16 protein-coding genes are annotated in these 17,453 nt (G+C 71.5%); 4 read left to right on the top strand and 12 right to left on the bottom strand.

Features of this window, described 5'->3' with window-relative positions; genetic code table 11:
* Positions 1-132: 132 nt before the first annotated feature.
* The 4 genes from VI078_16245 to VI078_16230 all read right to left on the bottom strand — a co-directional run bounded on the left by VI078_16245 (position 133) and on the right by VI078_16230 (position 3,119).
* A complete protein-coding gene (locus tag VI078_16245; GenBank protein ID HEY6000838.1) occupies positions 133-1,692 on the bottom strand; it encodes a VCBS repeat-containing protein in 1,560 nt (519 codons plus the stop codon).
* 142 nt (positions 1,693-1,834) lie between these two features.
* Positions 1,835-2,353: a hypothetical protein gene (locus tag VI078_16240; GenBank protein ID HEY6000837.1), complete on the bottom strand. Its 519-nt coding sequence runs from the start codon at positions 2,351-2,353 to the stop codon at positions 1,835-1,837.
* A gap of 61 nt (positions 2,354-2,414) precedes the next feature.
* Positions 2,415-2,600, bottom strand: coding sequence for a hypothetical protein (locus VI078_16235; protein HEY6000836.1), 186 nt, complete (start codon positions 2,598-2,600; stop codon positions 2,415-2,417).
* Positions 2,601-2,651: 51 nt separating this feature from the next.
* Positions 2,652-3,119, bottom strand: a complete 468-nt coding sequence (locus VI078_16230; protein ID HEY6000835.1) for a hypothetical protein — start codon at positions 3,117-3,119, stop codon at positions 2,652-2,654.
* A 186-nt stretch (positions 3,120-3,305) separates the two neighbouring features.
* Here VI078_16230 and VI078_16225 point away from each other — a divergent pair, with 186 nt between their 5' ends.
* The gene (locus VI078_16225) at positions 3,306-4,559 is read left to right on the top strand and encodes a M48 family metallopeptidase (GenBank protein HEY6000834.1); all 1,254 of its coding nucleotides are present in this window, start codon (positions 3,306-3,308) and stop codon (positions 4,557-4,559) included.
* Here VI078_16225 and VI078_16220 read toward each other — a convergent pair.
* From VI078_16220 to VI078_16200, 5 genes are all read right to left on the bottom strand, one after another.
* Positions 4,546-5,505 carry a hypothetical protein gene (locus tag VI078_16220; GenBank protein ID HEY6000833.1) on the bottom strand — a complete coding sequence of 320 codons (960 nt, stop codon included), beginning with the start codon at positions 5,503-5,505 and terminating at the stop codon, positions 4,546-4,548. The genes VI078_16225 and VI078_16220 overlap by 14 nt on opposite strands.
* A gap of 50 nt (positions 5,506-5,555) precedes the next feature.
* Positions 5,556-6,398, bottom strand: coding sequence for a 4Fe-4S dicluster domain-containing protein (locus VI078_16215; protein ID HEY6000832.1), 843 nt, complete (start codon positions 6,396-6,398; stop codon positions 5,556-5,558).
* Between the two features lie 6 nt (positions 6,399-6,404).
* Complete coding sequence (locus VI078_16210; protein ID HEY6000831.1) at positions 6,405-6,689, bottom strand: hypothetical protein; 285 nt, start codon at positions 6,687-6,689, stop codon at positions 6,405-6,407.
* 3 nt (positions 6,690-6,692) lie between these two features.
* Positions 6,693-7,139, bottom strand: coding sequence for a hypothetical protein (locus tag VI078_16205; GenBank protein ID HEY6000830.1), 447 nt, complete (start codon positions 7,137-7,139; stop codon positions 6,693-6,695).
* Between the two features lie 167 nt (positions 7,140-7,306).
* Positions 7,307-7,918 (bottom strand): hypothetical protein, encoded by a 612-nt coding sequence (locus VI078_16200; protein ID HEY6000829.1) that lies wholly within the window; start codon positions 7,916-7,918, stop codon positions 7,307-7,309.
* Positions 7,919-8,289: 371 nt separating this feature from the next.
* On the opposite strand from VI078_16200, the gene VI078_16195 reads away from it, so the two are divergent.
* A complete protein-coding gene (locus VI078_16195) occupies positions 8,290-8,868 on the top strand; it encodes a redoxin domain-containing protein (protein HEY6000828.1) in 579 nt (192 codons plus the stop codon).
* Between the two features lie 58 nt (positions 8,869-8,926).
* On the opposite strand, the gene VI078_16190 is transcribed toward VI078_16195, so the two are convergent.
* Both VI078_16190 and VI078_16185 read right to left on the bottom strand, forming a co-directional pair.
* Complete coding sequence (locus tag VI078_16190) at positions 8,927-11,524, bottom strand: hypothetical protein (GenBank protein HEY6000827.1); 2,598 nt, start codon at positions 11,522-11,524, stop codon at positions 8,927-8,929.
* A gap of 188 nt (positions 11,525-11,712) precedes the next feature.
* Complete coding sequence (locus tag VI078_16185) at positions 11,713-12,420, bottom strand: hypothetical protein (protein HEY6000826.1); 708 nt, start codon at positions 12,418-12,420, stop codon at positions 11,713-11,715.
* Between the two features lie 117 nt (positions 12,421-12,537).
* Between VI078_16185 and VI078_16180 the strand changes: the two genes are divergently transcribed.
* Both VI078_16180 and VI078_16175 read left to right on the top strand, forming a co-directional pair.
* Positions 12,538-13,224, top strand: coding sequence for a nitroreductase (locus VI078_16180; protein ID HEY6000825.1), 687 nt, complete (start codon positions 12,538-12,540; stop codon positions 13,222-13,224).
* A gap of 5 nt (positions 13,225-13,229) precedes the next feature.
* Entirely contained in the window at positions 13,230-14,084 is an 855-nt protein-coding gene (locus tag VI078_16175) for a neutral zinc metallopeptidase (protein HEY6000824.1), read from the top strand.
* A gap of 30 nt (positions 14,085-14,114) precedes the next feature.
* On the opposite strand, the gene VI078_16170 is transcribed toward VI078_16175, so the two are convergent.
* Positions 14,115-17,315 carry a choice-of-anchor Q domain-containing protein gene (locus VI078_16170; GenBank protein ID HEY6000823.1) on the bottom strand — a complete coding sequence of 1,067 codons (3,201 nt, stop codon included), beginning with the start codon at positions 17,313-17,315 and terminating at the stop codon, positions 14,115-14,117.
* Positions 17,316-17,453 lie beyond the last annotated feature (138 nt).

Raw genomic sequence — 17,453 nt, 5'->3', positions numbered from 1 at the left:
GGCGGCTGCCGGCGGTCGTCCTCCCGTGCGGCGCACGCGGATCGTGCCCCCGACGGCGTCAGGGCAGGGCGTGCTCGTTGAAGACTCCCACGTCGTCGAAGGAGGCGGCGGAACACCGGGCGCCCGGCCGCCTCAGGGCAACTTGGTCCCGAAGATGAAGCTCAGGCGACCGTTGTAGCCGGATACGACGATGTCCGGGATGCCGTCCCCGTTGACGTCGCTCTGGAAAAGGGAACCCCTGCCGATCGGGCCGACCGACTGGCAGGGCACGAGCCGCACGATCGGCGGCAGGAACGTGTGGCTGCAGGTCTGCCGCAGCACGGCGATCCCCTGGCTATAGTCAACGACGATGTCGGTGAGCAGGTCGCCGTCCTGGTCGATCGCCGCCACCTTCCGGGGTGTGAGGCCGAGCGGGATGACCATCGGGGACCGGAACCCCCCGCCGGACGCTCGGATGAAGACACGGAGCGTGGATCCCGAGGCGACGACGAGGTCGGCCCTCCCGTCATTGTCGAGGTCCCCCACGGCGTAGCTCGAGATGGGCGGGTCGGTTGCCGGCACGACGGTGAGCGGCTCCGCGGCGCCAAATCCCGGCGGGAGCGCGGATGAGGCCCGCGGGATGACTGACAGCTCGCGTTCGCCGCTCTGGACGACCAGGTCCGCGCCCCCGTCGGCGTTCACGTCGCCGGCGTGGATCTCCCCGTCGAGGTCCACGCTGACGGCGTCGTAGCGTCGCTCGTAATCGAGAGGCCCGGTGGAGCTCTGGAGGAAGATCGCCACCGCTCCGGGGTTGCCGGCAGTCGCGGGCTCGGCGAGGCCGGCAACGTCCATGCCGCTGGTGCCGCCGAAGTCGCCGATCACGATGTCCCCCACCTTGTCGGAGCCGTAGATCTTCTGGGCGGAGGTCGCTCCGATCGCCCCGGACGCCGGATCCTGGTACAGAGCCAGCAGGCGGCCCAGCATGGCCCCCCCAAGGGTGGAGACGCTGGAGAAAGCGAGGTCTGCGCGGCCGTCGCCGTTGAGGTCGCCGGCGGCGATGTCCTTCAGGTCCAGCAGACCGAACGTCGCGATCGTCGAGACGAAGGGCAGCTTCCCGTCGGAACTGCGGCGAAGGACGTGCGCGAAATTGCAGGAAGATCCCGAGCTGGAGAGCACCGCGATCTCCGAGCGGCCGTCGCCGTCGAGATCCCCCGCGGCGGCCTTGCCCCACGTGTAGCCCGGCAGGTACCAGCTCTCCACCGCGCCGATTCCGTAGCGGCTCACGACTCCGCGGATGGTGAAGAAGCCGCCCGTGCGGCCCCGGCCGATGGTCTCTCCGCGCCAGTTGAGCAGCGCAACGTTGAGGAGACAGCGTCTCATTACTCCAGGCACCTCGTGGACCCGCCAACTGTAGGAGCCGGGATTCCTGTCGAGGGTCGCGAGGAACTGCCAGTGCAGGCCGCCGTCCAGGGAGATGGAAAGGCGGGTCTTCCGGACGGACGTCCCGAGATTCGGATTCCTCCAGGCCACCCGGTACGTCTTGCCCCACTGGAGAACGGCCCCGGCCGCTGGCGCCGTGACGGTCACCGGGGCCGGCGTCGCCGCAGCGGCGGCGGGGACGAGCGCTCCGCGGGTGCCTGCGGAATAGGGGACCAGCCACACCGCGAGAAAGAGGAGAACCTTCGGACCGAGGCGGCACGCCCTTCGTGGCATGGGTCCTCCCTTGCCGGTTTCCCGGCCTTGCTCCTGGCGCGGCGAAGGGGCTCAGTCTACCACAGGCCTCCCGACGCGCACCGTGCGCCAGGCGCCTCGCCCGAAGGGGCCGGGTAGGGGGGGCGGTACAAGCCCGACGAGGTCACTGTTCCGGGACGGGAGATAAGGGCAGCGAACGATCAGGTTCGCCGCGGCTCCTGGCCCACGCCAACCGGATCACCTCGGGATCGCGCGCCGTCGTCGTGCACAGGCGCTCCGCGCGGGGCATCGTGCCGATCCGCCCGAGGTCGAGCCGGTCGGCGTCCCAGCAGGTGGCGATCGTCGGGTCGGCGTGGGCCTGCCCGACCGTGTGGTCGCGGCAGGCCGCCACGAGCAGCTCGAGGCCGGCGGCGTCGATGCCGAAGGCGCTGCCGGCCACGCTGCGGGCGAGCGCGCCGCCGCGGGCGCCGTGCCCCGGGTCCGTGTGCTCGTTGGCGCGGCAGGCGTCGTGGAAGTACGCGAACAGCTCGACGACGTCCGCGCGCGCCCCGGTGCGGGCGGCGAGCCACAGGCCGTTCTCGCGCACCCGCTCCCAGTGGGCGAGGCCGTGCGTGCCGTCCCAGCGCAGCAGGTACTGGACCCGGACCGCCTCGATGACCGACGCGCGCGTCAGTTCGTCCACGGGCCGATTGTAGCCGAAGCCGGCCAATCCCTTCCGGGACGAGTCCTTGCCCGGGGGCGCGTCAGCGCGCAGTGAACGCGACCCGGTCGACGCCGGCGTTGCCGGTGACCGGGTCGAAGGCGTACAGCGTCACGTCGTAGCTCCCGGGGTGTGTCAGCTCGAGCGTCCCCTCGAAGCTGCTCTGCGCCGTGCCTGGCGCCAGCGCGACGGTTCCCGCGGCCGCGCCGTCGCGCTTCACGGTCGCCATCACCTCGTATCTGAGAGCGTCCCACAACCCGCCCGGGGTCGTCGGGCAGCCTCACATCATGACGACGCTTGCGGCGAGCGGGACGCGCGCCTTTCCGTCCGCGAGCGCGACCGTCTCGCCGGCGCCGGGCCTGGCGATGGCCACGACGAACCCGTGGATCTCCACCACGAAGCCGTCGCCGAGGACGTGTTTCCCCGGGATCAGCCAGGCCTGGATCGTCGAGGACGCGGCCGAGCGGGGATGTCCCATCGGGCCGGAGACCTCGACCGTGACGAAGGTCGGCTCCTCCAGGTCCAGGCGCGCTTCGAACGCGGCGGTGGTGAGGTCGGTGATCGGCTGCCCGCGGGGCGGCGGCTCGGTCAGGATGCGCCTGGTGTCGCCGGTCGCGCCCTGCGTCAGCCCCGAGGCGAGGACCGCGCCGGTGTCCGCCCGCCGGATGGTCACGCGCGCGCCGCCCATGCTGGTCCCGATGAACTTCGCGTCGGTGGTCCTGGCCCGGACGATGATCCTGGTTTCCATGGCTCGACTGCGCCTCCGTCTGCCTGCGGCCTGGTGAGACCCCCGCGCCCGGCGCCGGTCCTCCCGCGCCGCGACGGCCCGGCGACAAGGGCAATCTCGGGCCGACGCGCGGCCTTGTCAATCGGGGGAGGCCGCCGCCGGGCCGCGCCTCGCGTAGAATGAGCGTGTCATGAAGAGCCCGCGCGGATGAGCGACGTCGCCCTCGGAATCCTCGTCTCGCTGCTCGCTGTCCGCGCGATCGAGACCGCGGTCGCGGTCCTGAACCTCCGGAGCCTGCTGCCGGACATGCCGCCGGAGATGGAGGGCATCTACGACCGCGCGGCGTACGAGCGCTCGCAGGCCTACGCGCGGGCGACGGCGCGGGCCGGCCTCGTGAGGGAGTGGGTCGACCTGGCGGCGCTCTGCGCGTTCTGGTTCGCCGGCGGCTTCCAGATGCTGGACGCGCTGGCGGGCGCGTGGGGTCGCGGCCCGGTGACTTCGGGGCTGGTGTATGTCGGGGCGCTGGCGGGGCTCTCGGCGCTCCTGTCGCTGCCGTTCTCGATCCACGCGACGTTCGTCATCGAGGAGCGGTTCGGTTTCAACCGGACCACGCCGCGCACGTTCGCGCTGGACCGCGTCAAGGGCGTCGCGCTGGCGGCGGCCCTGGGCGGCCCGCTGCTGGCCGCGGTGCTGGCGCTCTTCGCGCACGCCGGGAGCGCCGCGTGGCTCGCCTGCTGGGCGGCGGTGGCCGGCTACACGCTCGTCGTGCAGTTCGTGGCGCCGACGTGGATCATGCCGCTGTTCAACACGTTCACGCCGCTGCCCGCCGGCGAGCTGCGCGAGCGCATCGAGCGCTACGCGGCCTCCGTGCGCTTCTCGCTGGAGAACGTCTTCCTCATGGACGGGTCGCGCCGCTCGAGCAAGTCCAACGCGTTCTTCACCGGCTTCGGCAGGCACCGGCGGATCGCGCTCTTCGACACGCTCGTGGCGCAGCTCACGACGGGCGAACTGGTGGCCGTGCTCGCGCACGAGGTCGGGCACTACGTGCGGCGCCACGTGCTCAAGGGCACGGTCGTCTCCATCGTGCACACGGGCGCGATGCTCTGGGTTCTGTCGCTGCTGCTGGACCAGCGGTGGCTCTACGACGCGTTCCTCGTGCAGCGCGCGTCGGTGCACGCGGGACTGGTCCTGTTCGGCATCCTGCTGACGCCCGTGGAGTTCCTCCTCGGCGCGGCGCTGAACGCCTGGTCACGCCGCAACGAGTACGAGGCCGACCGCTTCGCCGCGGCGACCACCGCCGACCCCGAGGCGATGGTCGCCGCGCTCAAGAAGCTCTCCGTACGCAACCTGGCGAACCTGACGCCGCATCCGTGGCACGTGGCGCTGCACTACTCGCACCCGCCGCTGCTGCAGCGGATCGCCGCGCTCAGGGCGGCCGGGCCGGGCGCTACGGCGCGATGAAGTCCATCGAGTGCAGCGCGGGACTGCCGGTGCCGCCGGTCTTGTCGAGCGTCGCCTCGATCCAGCATGCGCCCGAGACGGGAACGGCTATTCCCGACGTCGGTATCTCGACGAGCTGGAAGCCCGCGGATGCGGGGCGGGTGTTGCTGTCGAAGCTCATGAGCGTCCGCAGTGCGCCCGTCCTCGCGTCCGCGTGCTTGAACCAGACGCGGAGGCGGGACGCCGCGCCGTTGTCGCGGAAGCGGATGCGCCAGAACCCGTCCGGGTCGAGCTTCAGGTTGGAGGTGCCGTAGCGCAGCGTCTGTGCGACGCGCAGCGCCGTCGTCGGCTTGAGCTGCACGACCGGCCCGGCAAAGGTGACCGCGCCGGGGTTTGCGGCCACCCCCGTCGACCCCGCCGCCGACCAGAGTGCCCCCCAGTCGCTGCAGCCAGAGAGCTGGAGATCGTAGGCGGGGCACTCGGCCGACGCGACGGTCGTGTTCAGCACCATCACCAGCGTCTGGCTCGCCGGAACGATGAAGGAGAACGAGGCGGCCCCGCCGTCGGGGGGGGCGGTGCCGACGTCGCCAAGGTAGTTCAGGCAGGGGTCGGCGGGGTCGAAGCTGCCGCCGTAGGCCGAGGCGTGGACGCGGGTGGCCGCGCCGCAGTGGTTGGTCAGCGTGGCGGTCGCGCAGCGGGCCGCCGGGCCGTTCCTGAAGCTGTAGGTGTCGAAGAAGAAGGGCCCCGGTCCGCTCGAACCCGGACAGGCCTTGGGGGCCGCGCAACCGGACGGCTCGGCCTGGAAGAGCCGGAGGGCGCCCGTCGTGTCCCCGGCGACGAGCGATCCGGTGGCCGTGAACTGCTGGCACTGCACCTGTGCCGCCGGGGCGGCCGGCGCGGCGGCACCCGCGAGGACCGCAAGAGTCGCAAGTGCAACGAGCGTTCTGGCCGGTCTCCGCGCCTTCATGGGCATTCCCTCCCTTTCCGCCGTCATCGGCACCGGCGCCGGGCGCCGCCTCACTGCTTCATCCCGAGCGCCAGCTTGGCCAGCATCCGGGCCTGCGCGAGGGGTCCTTTCTTGTTCGCCATGATCTCGTCGCAGAGCGCCTCCTCGTCCTGAGGCGGCGCCGGCGCCTGCTCCTTGCGGACGAGCCGCAGCGCCTCCGCCGGGCAGGTCGTGACGCACAGGCCGCAGCCGATGCAGCGGCTGCGGTTGACGAGCGCCTCGCCGGCGGTGCCGGACAGCGTCACCGCGTTCACCTGGCAGCGCGAGACGCACGTGCCGCACTGCGTGCAGGCGTCGGCGGCGACCTCCGCGAAGTAGCTGCTCGACCAGAAGTCCGACGGGTGGGGCAGGCGCTTCTGGATGGAGAGCATGCCGCAGCAGCAGCCGCAGCAGGAGCAGATGAACTCGGGCTTGCGCGCGTTGGCCGGCTGCAGGACGAGGCCGTCCTCCTGGTTCGCCTCGAGGATGGCCAGCGCCTCCTCGCGCGCGATCTCGCGGCCGTGGCCGCGGCGCAGCACCATCGCCGCCATGTCGTCGAAGGCCAGGCACGTCTCCTCGCGCGCGACCTTGGCGCAGGGCTTGCCGCGCATCGCCTGGGCGCGCCGGCAGATGCAGGGGATCACGACGAAGGGGCCGCGGGCCCCGCCCAGCACCTCGCGCGCCTGGTCGTACGTGGCGATCGGGTGCTCGACCGGGACGCTGCGGTTCACCGGGACCGTGCGCATCTGCGAGGGCTTGACCGAGAGGAAGGACTTGCCGAAGGCCAGCGTCCGCATGTAGGCGTCGGCGTCCCGCAGGAACTCCGGGGAGGGGACGCCGTCCTGGCACTCGTAGATGCCCACGACCATCGGCATGACGTATCAGTGGTCCTCGCCGTCGCGGCGCTTCCAGCCGATGGCGCCCTTCTGGAGCATGCTCTCGAGCAGCGCGGTCACCTGCGCGACCGGCCGATCCGGGCCGGCGCTCGCGACGATCGTCGCCGTCGGGAGGGGCCGATAGCTCAGGTGCAGCGCCAGCCGCGCCTCATCGGGCGCGAACAGGCGCCGCAGCAGCCGGATGTCGGCGCCGGACGTCACGGACGGGAAGCCGACGGCCTGCGCGTCAAGGTGCTGCTGCAGGGAGCGGTAGATCGCGTCGTCGTCCATCGCTCAACCGGGCGAGATCCGCCGCAGCGCCTTCAGGCACAGGTACACCGACTGCACGGCGGCGACGTAGAGGTAGCCGAGCACCAGCGTGAAGATGCTGTGCCGCGCGACGGAATCCACGAGCGTGCGCTGCGCCGCGCTTGCCCCGCGCAGGCTGGGCAGGAAGACCGGGACCGCCAGCGCCAGCAGCAGCACCATGAAGAAGGGCGAGAGGTAGATGACCTGGTGGACCGTCTTCTCCGGCTTGCCGGCGATCCAGAAGAACATGACGGCGGCCAGGAGCAGGTACGGCATGCCCCCGATGACCATCGAGAACCAGACGATGTCCGCGATGGCCGGAAAGAGCGCGCTCTTGCCGAGGAGATAGACGACGGCGCTCACGAGCAGCGGCAGCGCGAGCGTGATCCGGTAGTACGCCGTCATGCCGATGGTGACCGGCCCGCTCGCCACGATGCCCGCCCTCCGGACGCTTCGGGGGAAAGTCCGCGCGGTCGCCCGCGCCCGCCCAGAATCTACGCCGGCTGCGCCCGCTCCGCAAGGCGATCGCCGAGGAGGGGTCGGGGCGCGCAAGGACGGGAGGCGCGGGGCCGGGGACGGCGCCCCGGCCCCGCTGTTCGTCAATCGTCGTCGCGGTCGCGGGCCTTCAGGTCCCGGTTGTCGTAGACGATGAGGTTGTACTCGAAGAGGTAGTCCGTCGGGTTCCAGCCGAGCAACTGCGTCGGAGCCGTGCACTGCACGTCGTCGGACAGCACCAGCCAGATCTTCGCGCCCACGGCCCCGGAGGGCGCCACGGGATTGAAGTTCGCGTCGTAGCTCGCCGGCAGGCCCGTCCCCAGGTCCTTCTTGGCGTGGATCTCCACGCTGCCGCCACGGCTGCTCTTGCCGCTGCCGAGGCAGATCAGCCCCGACCCTGGCCACGGGTCCGGGTAGTAGATCAGGGTGTAGCTCTTCTTCGGCAGAAGCCCGCGGCCGGTGAACGAGAAGGAGAACTTCTTCCCGAACGGCGAGTACTTCAGCTTCCCCTCCCGGTGGTTCCCGAGGAAGGCCGGCCAGGGGCCGGTGCCGACGAGCGGGCACCCGACGGAGTCATAGCCGGCCGCGCCGATCAGGCCGGCGTCGCACTTCTGGAAGAGCAGCAGCTTGCCGGTCTTGCCGTGGTTGTCGGCCAGCGCGGCCGAGGCGAAGACCGTGAGAAGAACCGTCATCACGAACACCGTGAGTCTCTTCATGGGGGGATCCTTTCATTTCAGGGCGCGTCCGCGCACCTGCGTTGTCCTCCGGTCCGCCACGTGCCGGCAGCCCCCCCTTGGCATCAGCCTTCTCGCCTCCTTCCCCGCCCGTCTCGCGGCCTGAAACGCCCGGCGGTGCCCGCAGACACCCCGTCGCAGCGTCCTCGCCGTCTGCTCGTGCTTCGTACCGTGGCTGTGACCGATTCCTGACGCCAAATATAGGTGCCCGAGGCGCCGCTGTCAGCAGGCGGCGGCGGCACGTCTCGCCGAGTGCGAGGGATGTCGTGGCGGGCGGCCTGCGATATTGACCTCCCCGCGGGGCCGGGTATATCTTCGGGGTGGACGAAGTTCTTCCTCCAAGGAGGCCACGGATGAAGATCCTGTCGTCGTCCCTTCCTGCCGCTGCCGTCCTCGCCGCCTCGCTCGCCATGCCCGCCACCGTCGCCGGCGGCGACGCCACCAGGCCGGTCGCCGCGAAGCCGCCCCCGGCAACGTCCGAGGTCGTCAAGCCGGCCGTCGGGGGCACCTTCCCGGACTTCAGGCTTCCCGACGTGAACGGCAAGGAAGTGTCGCTGAGCGACTTCCGGGGCAACGCGATCATCCTCTCCTTCTGGTCGTGCTTCACGGACACCTGCTACACCTCCGTGCCGGTCATCAAGGACCTGCTCGCCCAGTACGCCGACCGCGGCCTCGTCGCCCCGACCGTGTGCTCCGAGATCCCGGCCGCCCTCGAGGCGGACGGCTACGCCGGGCTGCTGAAGAACTGCGGCACGGGGCAGATCATCCTCGTCGACAAGGACATGCAGCTCGCGCGGAGCTTCGGCGTCAAGGAGTTCCCGACGACGTACCTCATCGACCGGAACTACGCGGTCTGGCAGATCATCGGCGGGGTGCGCCCGCTGATGCAGGAGGACTTCCGGCTCCTCGTGAAGTCCCTCGTCGCCGAGTGAGCGAAAAGAAGAGGGACGGGCGCGGGCCCGTCCCTCCTGTCACCTTGGGTGCGATCGGTCAGGGCAGGTAGTAGACCAGCAGCGTCGGCCGGTTGCCGGCGGTCGCGTCGTTGCCGCTGAAGAACCGGGCGACGTCCATGACGGCGTCGTCGTTGTCGTCCAGCGTGAACCGCAGCCGCAGCTGCGTGGTGCCGCGCTTGTTCACGAAGCGCAGGGCCGTGCTCCCGAGCGGCGCCGAGTACCAGCCGCTGCGCGCCGTCGCGCCGAAGACCGCGGCGCCGGAGGCCCCCGCCGCGGCCTGGAAGTCGCTCGCCTGCAGCAGCGCCGAGCTTCCGAAGTACGGCATGCGGATGTCGGCCAGCAGGTTGCCGTGCGTGGTGAAGGGGTTGACGCCGGCCGTCCCCTGCAGCTTCGTCTTGAGCAGGCCGCCGCGGATGCGGGCGCCGTCGGGCAGCGCGGAGGTGTCGAACGACAGGATGGAGCGGTACTGCTGCCGCGCCGCGCTGTCGCCGACGACGAGGGTCGTCGCGGCCGAGTTCATCGACCCGCCGACGCCGGTGGGTTCGCCCGTCTCGAGGATCCAGCCGTCCTGGGCGCCGCTGCTCCGGAAGCTCTGGATGATGCAGCGCGTCCAGGCGTACGTCGCCGGCGTCTCGTCCCGGTATCCCTTGGAGTCGCGCGCCCGCGCCCGGAACGTGTGGACGCCGTACGCCAGGCCGGCGTAGCTCTTCGGGCTGGTGCAGGCCGCGAAGGCGCCGCCGTCGAGCGAGCACTCGAACCCGACGACGCTGCCGCCGCCCGAGCCGGCGTCGCCGCCGAACGTGAAGGACGCCGTGGTCGCGGCGGTGAACGCCGGCGGCATCTTCGTGATCGTGGTGTTCACCGGCAGGCAGCCCGGGTAGTGGAAGTTCCCGATGTACGTGTACCACTCCGCCAACGACGACACGCGGCCGTACTCGGTCGTGTAGAAGAACGAGCACCCGTCTGGGCCGACGGCGAGCGAGCTGTAGTCGCCCCAGCGCGCGGACGAGCTGGTCTGGTTGCCGGTGCCGGCGAGCATCACCGTCTCGCCCTGCGGCAGCTGGTTGAGCGTGTCGCCGGCCAGGCGGCCCGCGAAGCGGATCGAGGGGTAGATCGACGCGCCGTCGGAGACGCTGTAGCCGAGCGCGATGTTGCCGTCCTTGTCCATGGCCATGCTGCCCATCCAGCGGCTGGCGGCGTCCGGCGCGTGGTCGCCCTGCTGGTGGACGCTCCAGCCCGAGCCCGTGTTGCGCAGCTCGTACCAGCGGATGCCGGCGTGACCGTCGTTGGTCGCCTTGTTGACGTTCGAGTCCACGGTGTGGTTGACGACGAGCGACTGGTGGTCGCCGAAGTTGCGGTACTGCAGGCGGTACATGAGCCGGTCGGCGATGGCGTCGAGCCGCTGGGTCGTCCCCGGCTGCGGGATGCAGAGGCGGTTGTAGCTCGTGCAGACCTCGGAGTCGAAGGAGTTCACCGGCAGGTCGGCGACGTGCGCGAAGGTCGCCGTCCCGGCGGTCCAGTTCGGCGTGAGCCGCCAGATCTGGAGCTGGTCTCCGGAGTACCCCCACGCGTCGTCGTCGAACTGCACGAAGTAGTTGGGCGTGCCGCGCGGCGGGGCGGGGCCGTCGAGGTCGGAGGGGAGCATCCCGCCCAGCTGGCACGCGGCCTCGGTCCCGACCACGCACGCGTCGTACGTGTCTATGTAGATCATCCGCGCGGCGGGGTCGCCCGCCAGCATGCGGGCGCGCTCGAAGACCGCGACGCCCTCGCCGGCCCAGCTCGGGTTCGCCCAGGGCTTGAACTGGTTGATCGACATGTAGTAGCCATCGGTCCAGACGCCGAACTTCGGGTAGTCGTTCAGGACGTCGAAGCTGTAGGTGTAGCGGTACCACTTGCCGAGCGGATTGCCCGTCGCCGACACGGCGATGCACTGGTAGAACGGGCCGTTCGGGTAGTTCGGGATGGCGAACTGGCTCAGCAGCCAGCGGTCGGCGGCCTCGTCGTAGGCCACGACCGGGTCGCCGTCGTCGCGCGTCGCGCAGGCGCCGGCCGTGCCGGCCCAGAGGTCGCTGAGCCTGGCCGGGCCGTACACGGCCTTCGGATAGCCCCACTGGCCGTCGTTCACGAGGTCGTAGACGACGAACGCGGTGTTCACCATCTGGATGTAGTGGGTCGCGCTGGCCGCGCCGTTGGTGTCAGCCGGAAGCAGGCCGACGCCGATGAGCGCGCGGTTGACGCCCTGGTTCAGGCCCTGCCAGCCGTTGTCGAGGCCAGGCATCGGCGCGTCGTAGAGGACCAGTTCCGGCGCGGCCGGCGGTGCCAGGGGCGACTGCCCGGGCTCGAAGACGATCGGGCGCGGGATCGGGAAGTTGCCGGGCGTCTCCCGGACGGGGCCGAAGACCGGGTCGGTCTCCGTGGCGCCGGTCGCGGCTTCGCCCGCGGCGGCGGCCGGGGCGGGGACGATCTCCTGCAGCGGCGGCGAGACGCTGAACTCCGCCGCGTCCTGCGCGCCCGCCGACAGTTCAACCGCTGCCAGGGGCGCCTGCTGCGCCCGGGCGTTCCCGGCCCCGAACATTCCGGCGGACAACCCCGCCACGAGAAGAAGCTGCAACCAGCGCCGCCGCATCCTGCCCACTCGTCCCCTCCTCCTGCAAGGTGTTCACCGTGTTGTCAGTTCGCGAGAGGGTAACGAAAGCCCTAAGGATTGTCGAGAGACGGATCGGCAGGGCAGGTCGGCAGGGCGATTTGGCGAGCAGCGCCCCGCCGGCCCCGCGTCGGGAGCCGGGCGCCGGCAGGGCTCTTGGTGGGCGACGGAAGCGTCGGCTACCAGCGCCCTCGCGGCTGGTAGACGCCCGGAGGCGGCGCGCCCTGCTGGCCGGCATGGGGCCCTTCCCAGAGCCGGAAGAGCAGCGCCATGGTCACGAAGGCGTGGCCCTCGTCCATCTCGGCGTGGTCATTGTGGTCGCCGCTGTCCCAGGAGTCGTCGTCGGTGTAATACCAGGTGTACAGGTAGCCGAACTTCCACGAGAGGGCCGCGCCGGGGCCGAGCCCGAGGTCGAAACCGAGCACCGGCCCTACGCCGGCCGCGTAGAAGTTCCGGTCTCCCGGCGTCGAATCGTCGAGCGAGCCGTGGAGGAAGCCGAGCCGCAACTCGGGGCCGACCCAGAACCTGGATGCCGGGCCCCGGAGCACATCGAAGGTCAGGTCGTTGTCGATCACGAGACCCTGCAGCGCGCGGTCGGCCTCGCCGCGCTCGCCTTGCGCCTCGATGTGCTCCCAGCCGAGGCCGAGCCGGTAGTTGATCGGGGAGTAGCCGCCGGAGGTGTCGATCGTGAGCCCCCCGCCCGCGTGCGTGGTGTCGCGGTCCCAGTCCCAGCTGCCGCTCGTCCCGCCCTCGTCGTTCCCTCCCGCGGCGCCGCCGCCGAACGTGCCGTAGAAGCCCACGCTGGCCGCCCCGGCAGGCGCGGCAACGCCCGCAAGCGCGACGGCGGCGGCGAACGTGGTTGCGAAAAAGAGATTGGTCCTGGCCATGGTCGTCCTTCCCCCCGGGGTGTTGTCCCGTCCGGGGAGACATCATTCTCTCACGGATTGTTCCCGGCGGTGCGCTTGACAGCCGCGGACGACAGGGCGAGATTGCCTCCGACACGGATGTCCGGGGAGGTTCCAGCCATGAACGTTCGGGAGGCATTGGACGCACGCTTTTCCTGTCGGGCCTTCACGAGGGAGCCGGTGGCCCGCGCGCAGGTCGAGGCCGTCGTCGCGGCGGCGTGCCGCGCGCCCTCGTGGGCCAACACCCAGCCGTGGGAGGTCTTTGTCGCCGCCGGCGAGGCGCTCGAGCGCATCCGGCAGGGGTACCTGCAGCGCGCGGAGCAGGGAGCCGCGCTGGCGCTGGAGACGGAGGCGCCGACGTCGTGGCCCGAGGCGCACCGCGAGCGCACCGCGGAGCTGATGCGCCAGCGCTTCGGCATCCTCGGCGTGGCGCGCGAGGACGCCGAGGCCCGCCGCGGGCTGACCCGGCGCAACCACCGCCTGTTCGACGCGCCGGCCGTGGCCTGGCTGTGCCTGGACAAGTCGCTCTCGCCCTGGTCGCTCTACGACCTCGGCGCGTTTGCCCAGAGCCTGATGCTCGCGGCGGCCGAGGCCGGCCTCGACTCCATCCCCGCGGTCATGCTTGCGGCCTGGCCCGACATCGTCCGCGCGGAACTCGGCGTCCCGGAGACGCTCGCGGTCGCGATCGGCATCGCCCTCGGCCACGCCGACCGCGAGGACCCGCTGAACAGGATCCGCAGCCCGCGCCGGCCGGTGGCGGACGTGCTGCGGGCCAAGGGGCTGTAGCGGCCGTGCGCTGGGAGAGCGGGCGACGAAGCGACAACGTCGAGGACCGGCGCGGCCTGCGCATCGGTCGGGGCATCGCCGGGGGCGGGCTCGGGACGATCGTGATCGTGCTCGTCGCGCTCTACCTGGGCGTCGACCCTTCCACCATCGTGAACATGGTCCCCACCGGCGGCGGCACCGCGGTCGAGCAGCGCGCCGAGCCGCGCCCGGCGGCCGAGAACGCGCTCGCCGAGTTCGTCTCGGTGGTGCTCGCCTCCACCGAGGACACCTGGGGGGCGGTCTTCCGCGAGGGCGGCCGCTCGTACGCGCCGCCGAAGCTGGTGCTCTTCACCGAGGCGGTGGACTCGGCCTGCGGCATGGCCGGCTCGGCGACCGGCCCGTTCTACTGCCCGCCCGACCGGAAGGTCTACCTGGACCTCTCCTTCTTCGACGACCTCCGGCGGCGCTTCGGGGCCCCGGGGGACTTCGCGCAGGCCTACGTCGTCGCGCACGAGGTCGGCCACCACGTCCAGAACCTGCTCGGCATCGAGGGCAAGGTGCGCGATGCCCGTGCCCGCGCCGGCAAGCGCGAGGCCAACCGCCTCTCCGTCCTGCTCGAGCTGCAGTCCGACTGCCTGGCCGGCGTCTGGGGCAACCGCGCGAACCAGTCCGCCCGGCTGCTGGAGCCCGGCGACCTCGAGGAGGCGCTGCGCGCGGCCGCCGCGATCGGCGACGACCGGCTCCAGCGCCAGGGGGGCGGGCGCGTGGTGCCGGACAGCTTCACCCACGGCAGCTCGGAGCAGCGGGTGCGCTGGTTCCGCCGCGGGTTCGAGAGCGGCGACCTCGGCCGCTGCGACACCTTCGCGGCGCGCGAGATGTGAGGGGTCCCGCCGGGGCAGGCCAGACCGCGGCTAGTAGATCCTGCTGAACCTCGCCTGGATCGAGTGGTTGCCCGAGCAGCCGCTGATCCTGAACCACGTCCGCGGGCCCACGTTCCTGCCGTCGACGACGAGTCGTGCGACCCGATACCCCGCCCTCGGCACTACCCGGAAAGTCACCGAGCCGCCGTGGGGGACCGTGATCCTCCCCTTCGGCCAGATGCTCCCGTTGACCCACGCGTTGGCGGTTACCGTGTAGGTGTCGATCGCGAAGGTGGCCGCGACGATGTGGTCCGCGGTGACGCCGTCGAAGTACAAGGCGTTCACCGGGCCCACCGAGGCGCCGTCCACCTGGACGTCCGCCACGTGGTAGTGGGTGTCGGGGGCGATGGCGAAGCTCCTGCTCCCGCCGTCGGGCACGACCACGGCGCCCGCCGGCGTGATGCTGCCGTTGGGCCCCGCCGAGGCCGCGATCGTCCAGAGCACGGGCTCGGCCTCGAAGGTCGCCGTGATCGTGTGGTCGGCGGAAACCTCGTCGAACGACCAGGTGTTCACCGGCCCGACGGAGGCGCCGTCGACAAGCACGTCCGCCACGCGGTAACGGGCGTCGGGGGCGATGGCGAAGATACTGCTCCCGCCGTCGGCGACGACCACCTCCCCGACCGGCGTGATGCTGCCGTTGGGGCCGGCCGCGGCGGTGATCTTCCAGGACAGCGGCGCAAGCTCGAACGCCCCGATGTCGCTGTGTGCCGTGCCGTCAAGATCGCCGTCCTGCGGGCGGGCCACGCCACGCTGGTCGGTGGCCGGGAAGATGTAGGGGTGGCCGCCGTCGACCGCCGGGCTGCCCGCCAGCAGCGCGTGCGTCGCCGTGGGGCCTCCGTTGTCGGCCAGCGGGGCGAGCCCCGGATCGATCGGGGACTCCGGGCTCCCCACGACGTCCCACTCGAGCGCGTCGAAGCCGCAGCCCGCCGCGTCGCCGACGAGGTTGAACTGACTGCTGCCGAGATACCCCGCGCAGTCGGGCGCCTGCCCGCCTCGATCCACGTTGCCGGCAAGGATCGTGTTGGTCAGGTGCGTGTCGTAGTAGGTGTCCGGGTGCTGGTTGAAGATGCCGCCGCCGTCCCCGGAGCCGTCGCCGTCGCTGTCCGCGGTGTTGCCGGTGATCGTACAGTTGCGGACGTGGTTCCACTCGTCGTATTCCCTGACGAAGATGCCGCCGCCGTCTCCGGTCGCCGCGTTGCCGCTCACCGTGGCGTTCTCCATCTCGAAGAACTGGGCGCACACTCCGCCGCCGCGGGACGCCGCGTTGCCGCTGATCGTGGAGCGCGCCACCACGAGCTTGTGGTAGGGCTCCAGCCACGCGATCCCGCCCCCGCACCCGTCAGGGTCGGTGTTGACATTGCCGCTCACCGTCGAGTCCGTGACGAGGCCGGCGCTGCAGCCCGGCCCCCGATTGCCGCTGATCGTGCTGCGGCTGACCGAGGTCGCCACGACGCCTCGTGCCTCGTTGTCGCTGACCACGCAGCGCTCGAGCGACCCATCGATGCGGACCGCGACAGCGCTCGCGTTCGCCGTGAACCGGCTGTCCCTGATCTCCGCCTGCCTGGCGTAGACGGCGGCGACGCCGCCCGACTCGCCGCAGACCTGGTTGCCGAGGATGTCGAGCCAGCAGATTGAACCGACGGATGAGTTCCCGCTGAACGTGCAGTCCTCCGCGCGCAGCACGCCCGTGCTGTGCACACCGGCGCCGCCGAAGCCCTCGGTGCGGTTGTCCGCGACGGCGACCCCCGACAGCGTGAGCACGCCCTGGTTGCGCAGTCCCGCGCCCCCTCCGTTCTCGAGGGACGCCTGGCCCCGGAACGGCAGCCGCCCGTTGCGCACGGTGACGCCCGCGAGCCCCAGTGAGCCGCCGGCGGCCACATCGAGCACGCGGTCGAGCGCGCCGCCGTCGACGACCGTGGTCTCGCTGCCGGCGCCGTGGATGGTCAGTCGGCCGCTGACGTCGAGATCGCCGGTGGCGCCCCCGTCCTCGTCGGCCCCGGGGATGGACAGCGCGTACTCGCCCGCCGGCACCTCGATCAGGGCCGTGCCGGCGGCGGCATTCCCCTCCTGGACGGCGGCGCGCAGGGTGCACACCCCGTTGCCCGCGGCCGTCTCGCAGACGCCGTCGCCGCGGGCCGCGTCCGGAACGTCGGCCGTGCTGTTCACGGTGAAGACGCTCTGCGGGACAGTCACCGGCATGACGAACCTCGACGAGCAGTAGACGGACCCGCTGACCCCCTCGTGGAGGCCGAGGAGCGTGTGTGCCGCCCCGTCCACCACGGCGAACTTGTAGCGCAGGTTGTTGTCGAGGAGCACCACGACGCGGGAGCCGTCCGCGGTCGCGTCGATGCCGCCGACCCTCACGTACTGGCCCGTGTCCAGGGTGATGTCCGTCTCGAGGTGGCCGTCGACAAGGTCGATCACCCGGAGGACGCCCAGCTCCTTGTGGCCGAGATACGCCCACCGGCCGGCGATGCGGAAGGCCGTCGCGTGGAATCCGGTCGGGATCTGTCCGAGGACGGCGTCCGTCGCCGCGTCCATCACCAGGAGGCTGCTGCGGTCGCCGGTGAGGTAGAGCCTGGCGCCGTCGTCGCTCAGGGCGATCTCCGCCCCCTGGAGCTGCTGGTGCGCGAGGATGCTCAGGTCCGAGGCCCTGAGCGTGAAGAGCTCCCCGGTCTTCGTGGTCACCCAGAGCTTGTCCAGCGTCGGGTGCGGCACGACACGCTGCGCGTACGGCACGGCGACCTCAGCCATGAGCAGCCGGCGCTCCAGGTCGATTGCGATCAGCCCCAGCGCCCTGTTCTGCGCGGCGAAGTAGAGCCGCTTGCCGTCGGCGCTCACGGCCATCCCGTAGGGGGTGAAGCGCAGCTCCGTCAGGGGGATCGTCTCGACCACGGCGCGGCGGACGACGTCGACCGCCAGGACGGTCTGGGTGTTGATGTCGAAGGCGTACAGCCGCTGCGTGGCCGGCGACGTTGCCAACCCCCAGAGCGAGGTCCCCGTGAGCGGGACGCTGCCGAGCGGGACGAAGTCCGCGGCGTCGAACGCGGTCAGCGCGCTCGTGCCGGTGCGGATGAAGGCCTGCTCCCCGGCGCGTGCGGCGCCGGCGTGAGCGATCCCGCCGGCGAGCAGCAGCGCGAGTAACCAGAAGCGGAGCGAACGGGCGCAACGCGGTCCTGTTCCGGCCATCATCCGACCCTCCCCTTGGGCGCCGCGGCCGCGGCGCTTCGACGGGACGCGATCCGACCGTCCCGGGTCCCCGGCACCGGAACGTCCCGCGCTCAATGGAGAAATTATAGGCCTCGGGACCGCAGGCGGCAATGGCTGCCT

It is taken from the genome of bacterium, from assembly GCA_036524115.1.
GTDB lineage: Bacteria > JAUVQV01 > JAUVQV01 > JAUVQV01 > DATDCY01 > DATDCY01.
This window is presented reverse-complemented; position numbering and strand designations above follow the sequence as displayed.

What these genes read in the sequence shown, in the direction of transcription:
- VI078_16220 (HEY6000833.1), bottom strand. Translation starts at nt 5,505, where the DNA reads ATGAAGGCGCGGAGACCGGCCAGAACGCTCGTTGCACTTGCGACTCTT.
- VI078_16210 (HEY6000831.1), bottom strand. Translation starts at nt 6,689, where the DNA reads ATGGACGACGACGCGATCTACCGCTCCCTGCAGCAGCACCTTGACGCG.
- VI078_16235 (HEY6000836.1), bottom strand. Translation starts at nt 2,600, where the DNA reads ATGGCGACCGTGAAGCGCGACGGCGCGGCCGCGGGAACCGTCGCGCTG.
- VI078_16200 (HEY6000829.1), bottom strand. Translation starts at nt 7,918, where the DNA reads ATGAAGAGACTCACGGTGTTCGTGATGACGGTTCTTCTCACGGTCTTC.
- VI078_16215 (HEY6000832.1), bottom strand. Translation starts at nt 6,398, where the DNA reads ATGCCGATGGTCGTGGGCATCTACGAGTGCCAGGACGGCGTCCCCTCC.
- VI078_16195 (HEY6000828.1), top strand. Translation starts at nt 8,290, where the DNA reads ATGAAGATCCTGTCGTCGTCCCTTCCTGCCGCTGCCGTCCTCGCCGCC.
- VI078_16185 (HEY6000826.1), bottom strand. Translation starts at nt 12,420, where the DNA reads ATGGCCAGGACCAATCTCTTTTTCGCAACCACGTTCGCCGCCGCCGTC.
- VI078_16170 (HEY6000823.1), bottom strand. Translation starts at nt 17,315, where the DNA reads ATGATGGCCGGAACAGGACCGCGTTGCGCCCGTTCGCTCCGCTTCTGG.
- VI078_16225 (HEY6000834.1), top strand. Translation starts at nt 3,306, where the DNA reads ATGAGCGACGTCGCCCTCGGAATCCTCGTCTCGCTGCTCGCTGTCCGC.
- VI078_16245 (HEY6000838.1), bottom strand. Translation starts at nt 1,692, where the DNA reads ATGCCACGAAGGGCGTGCCGCCTCGGTCCGAAGGTTCTCCTCTTTCTC.
- VI078_16230 (HEY6000835.1), bottom strand. Translation starts at nt 3,119, where the DNA reads ATGGAAACCAGGATCATCGTCCGGGCCAGGACCACCGACGCGAAGTTC.
- VI078_16180 (HEY6000825.1), top strand. Translation starts at nt 12,538, where the DNA reads ATGTCCGGGGAGGTTCCAGCCATGAACGTTCGGGAGGCATTGGACGCA.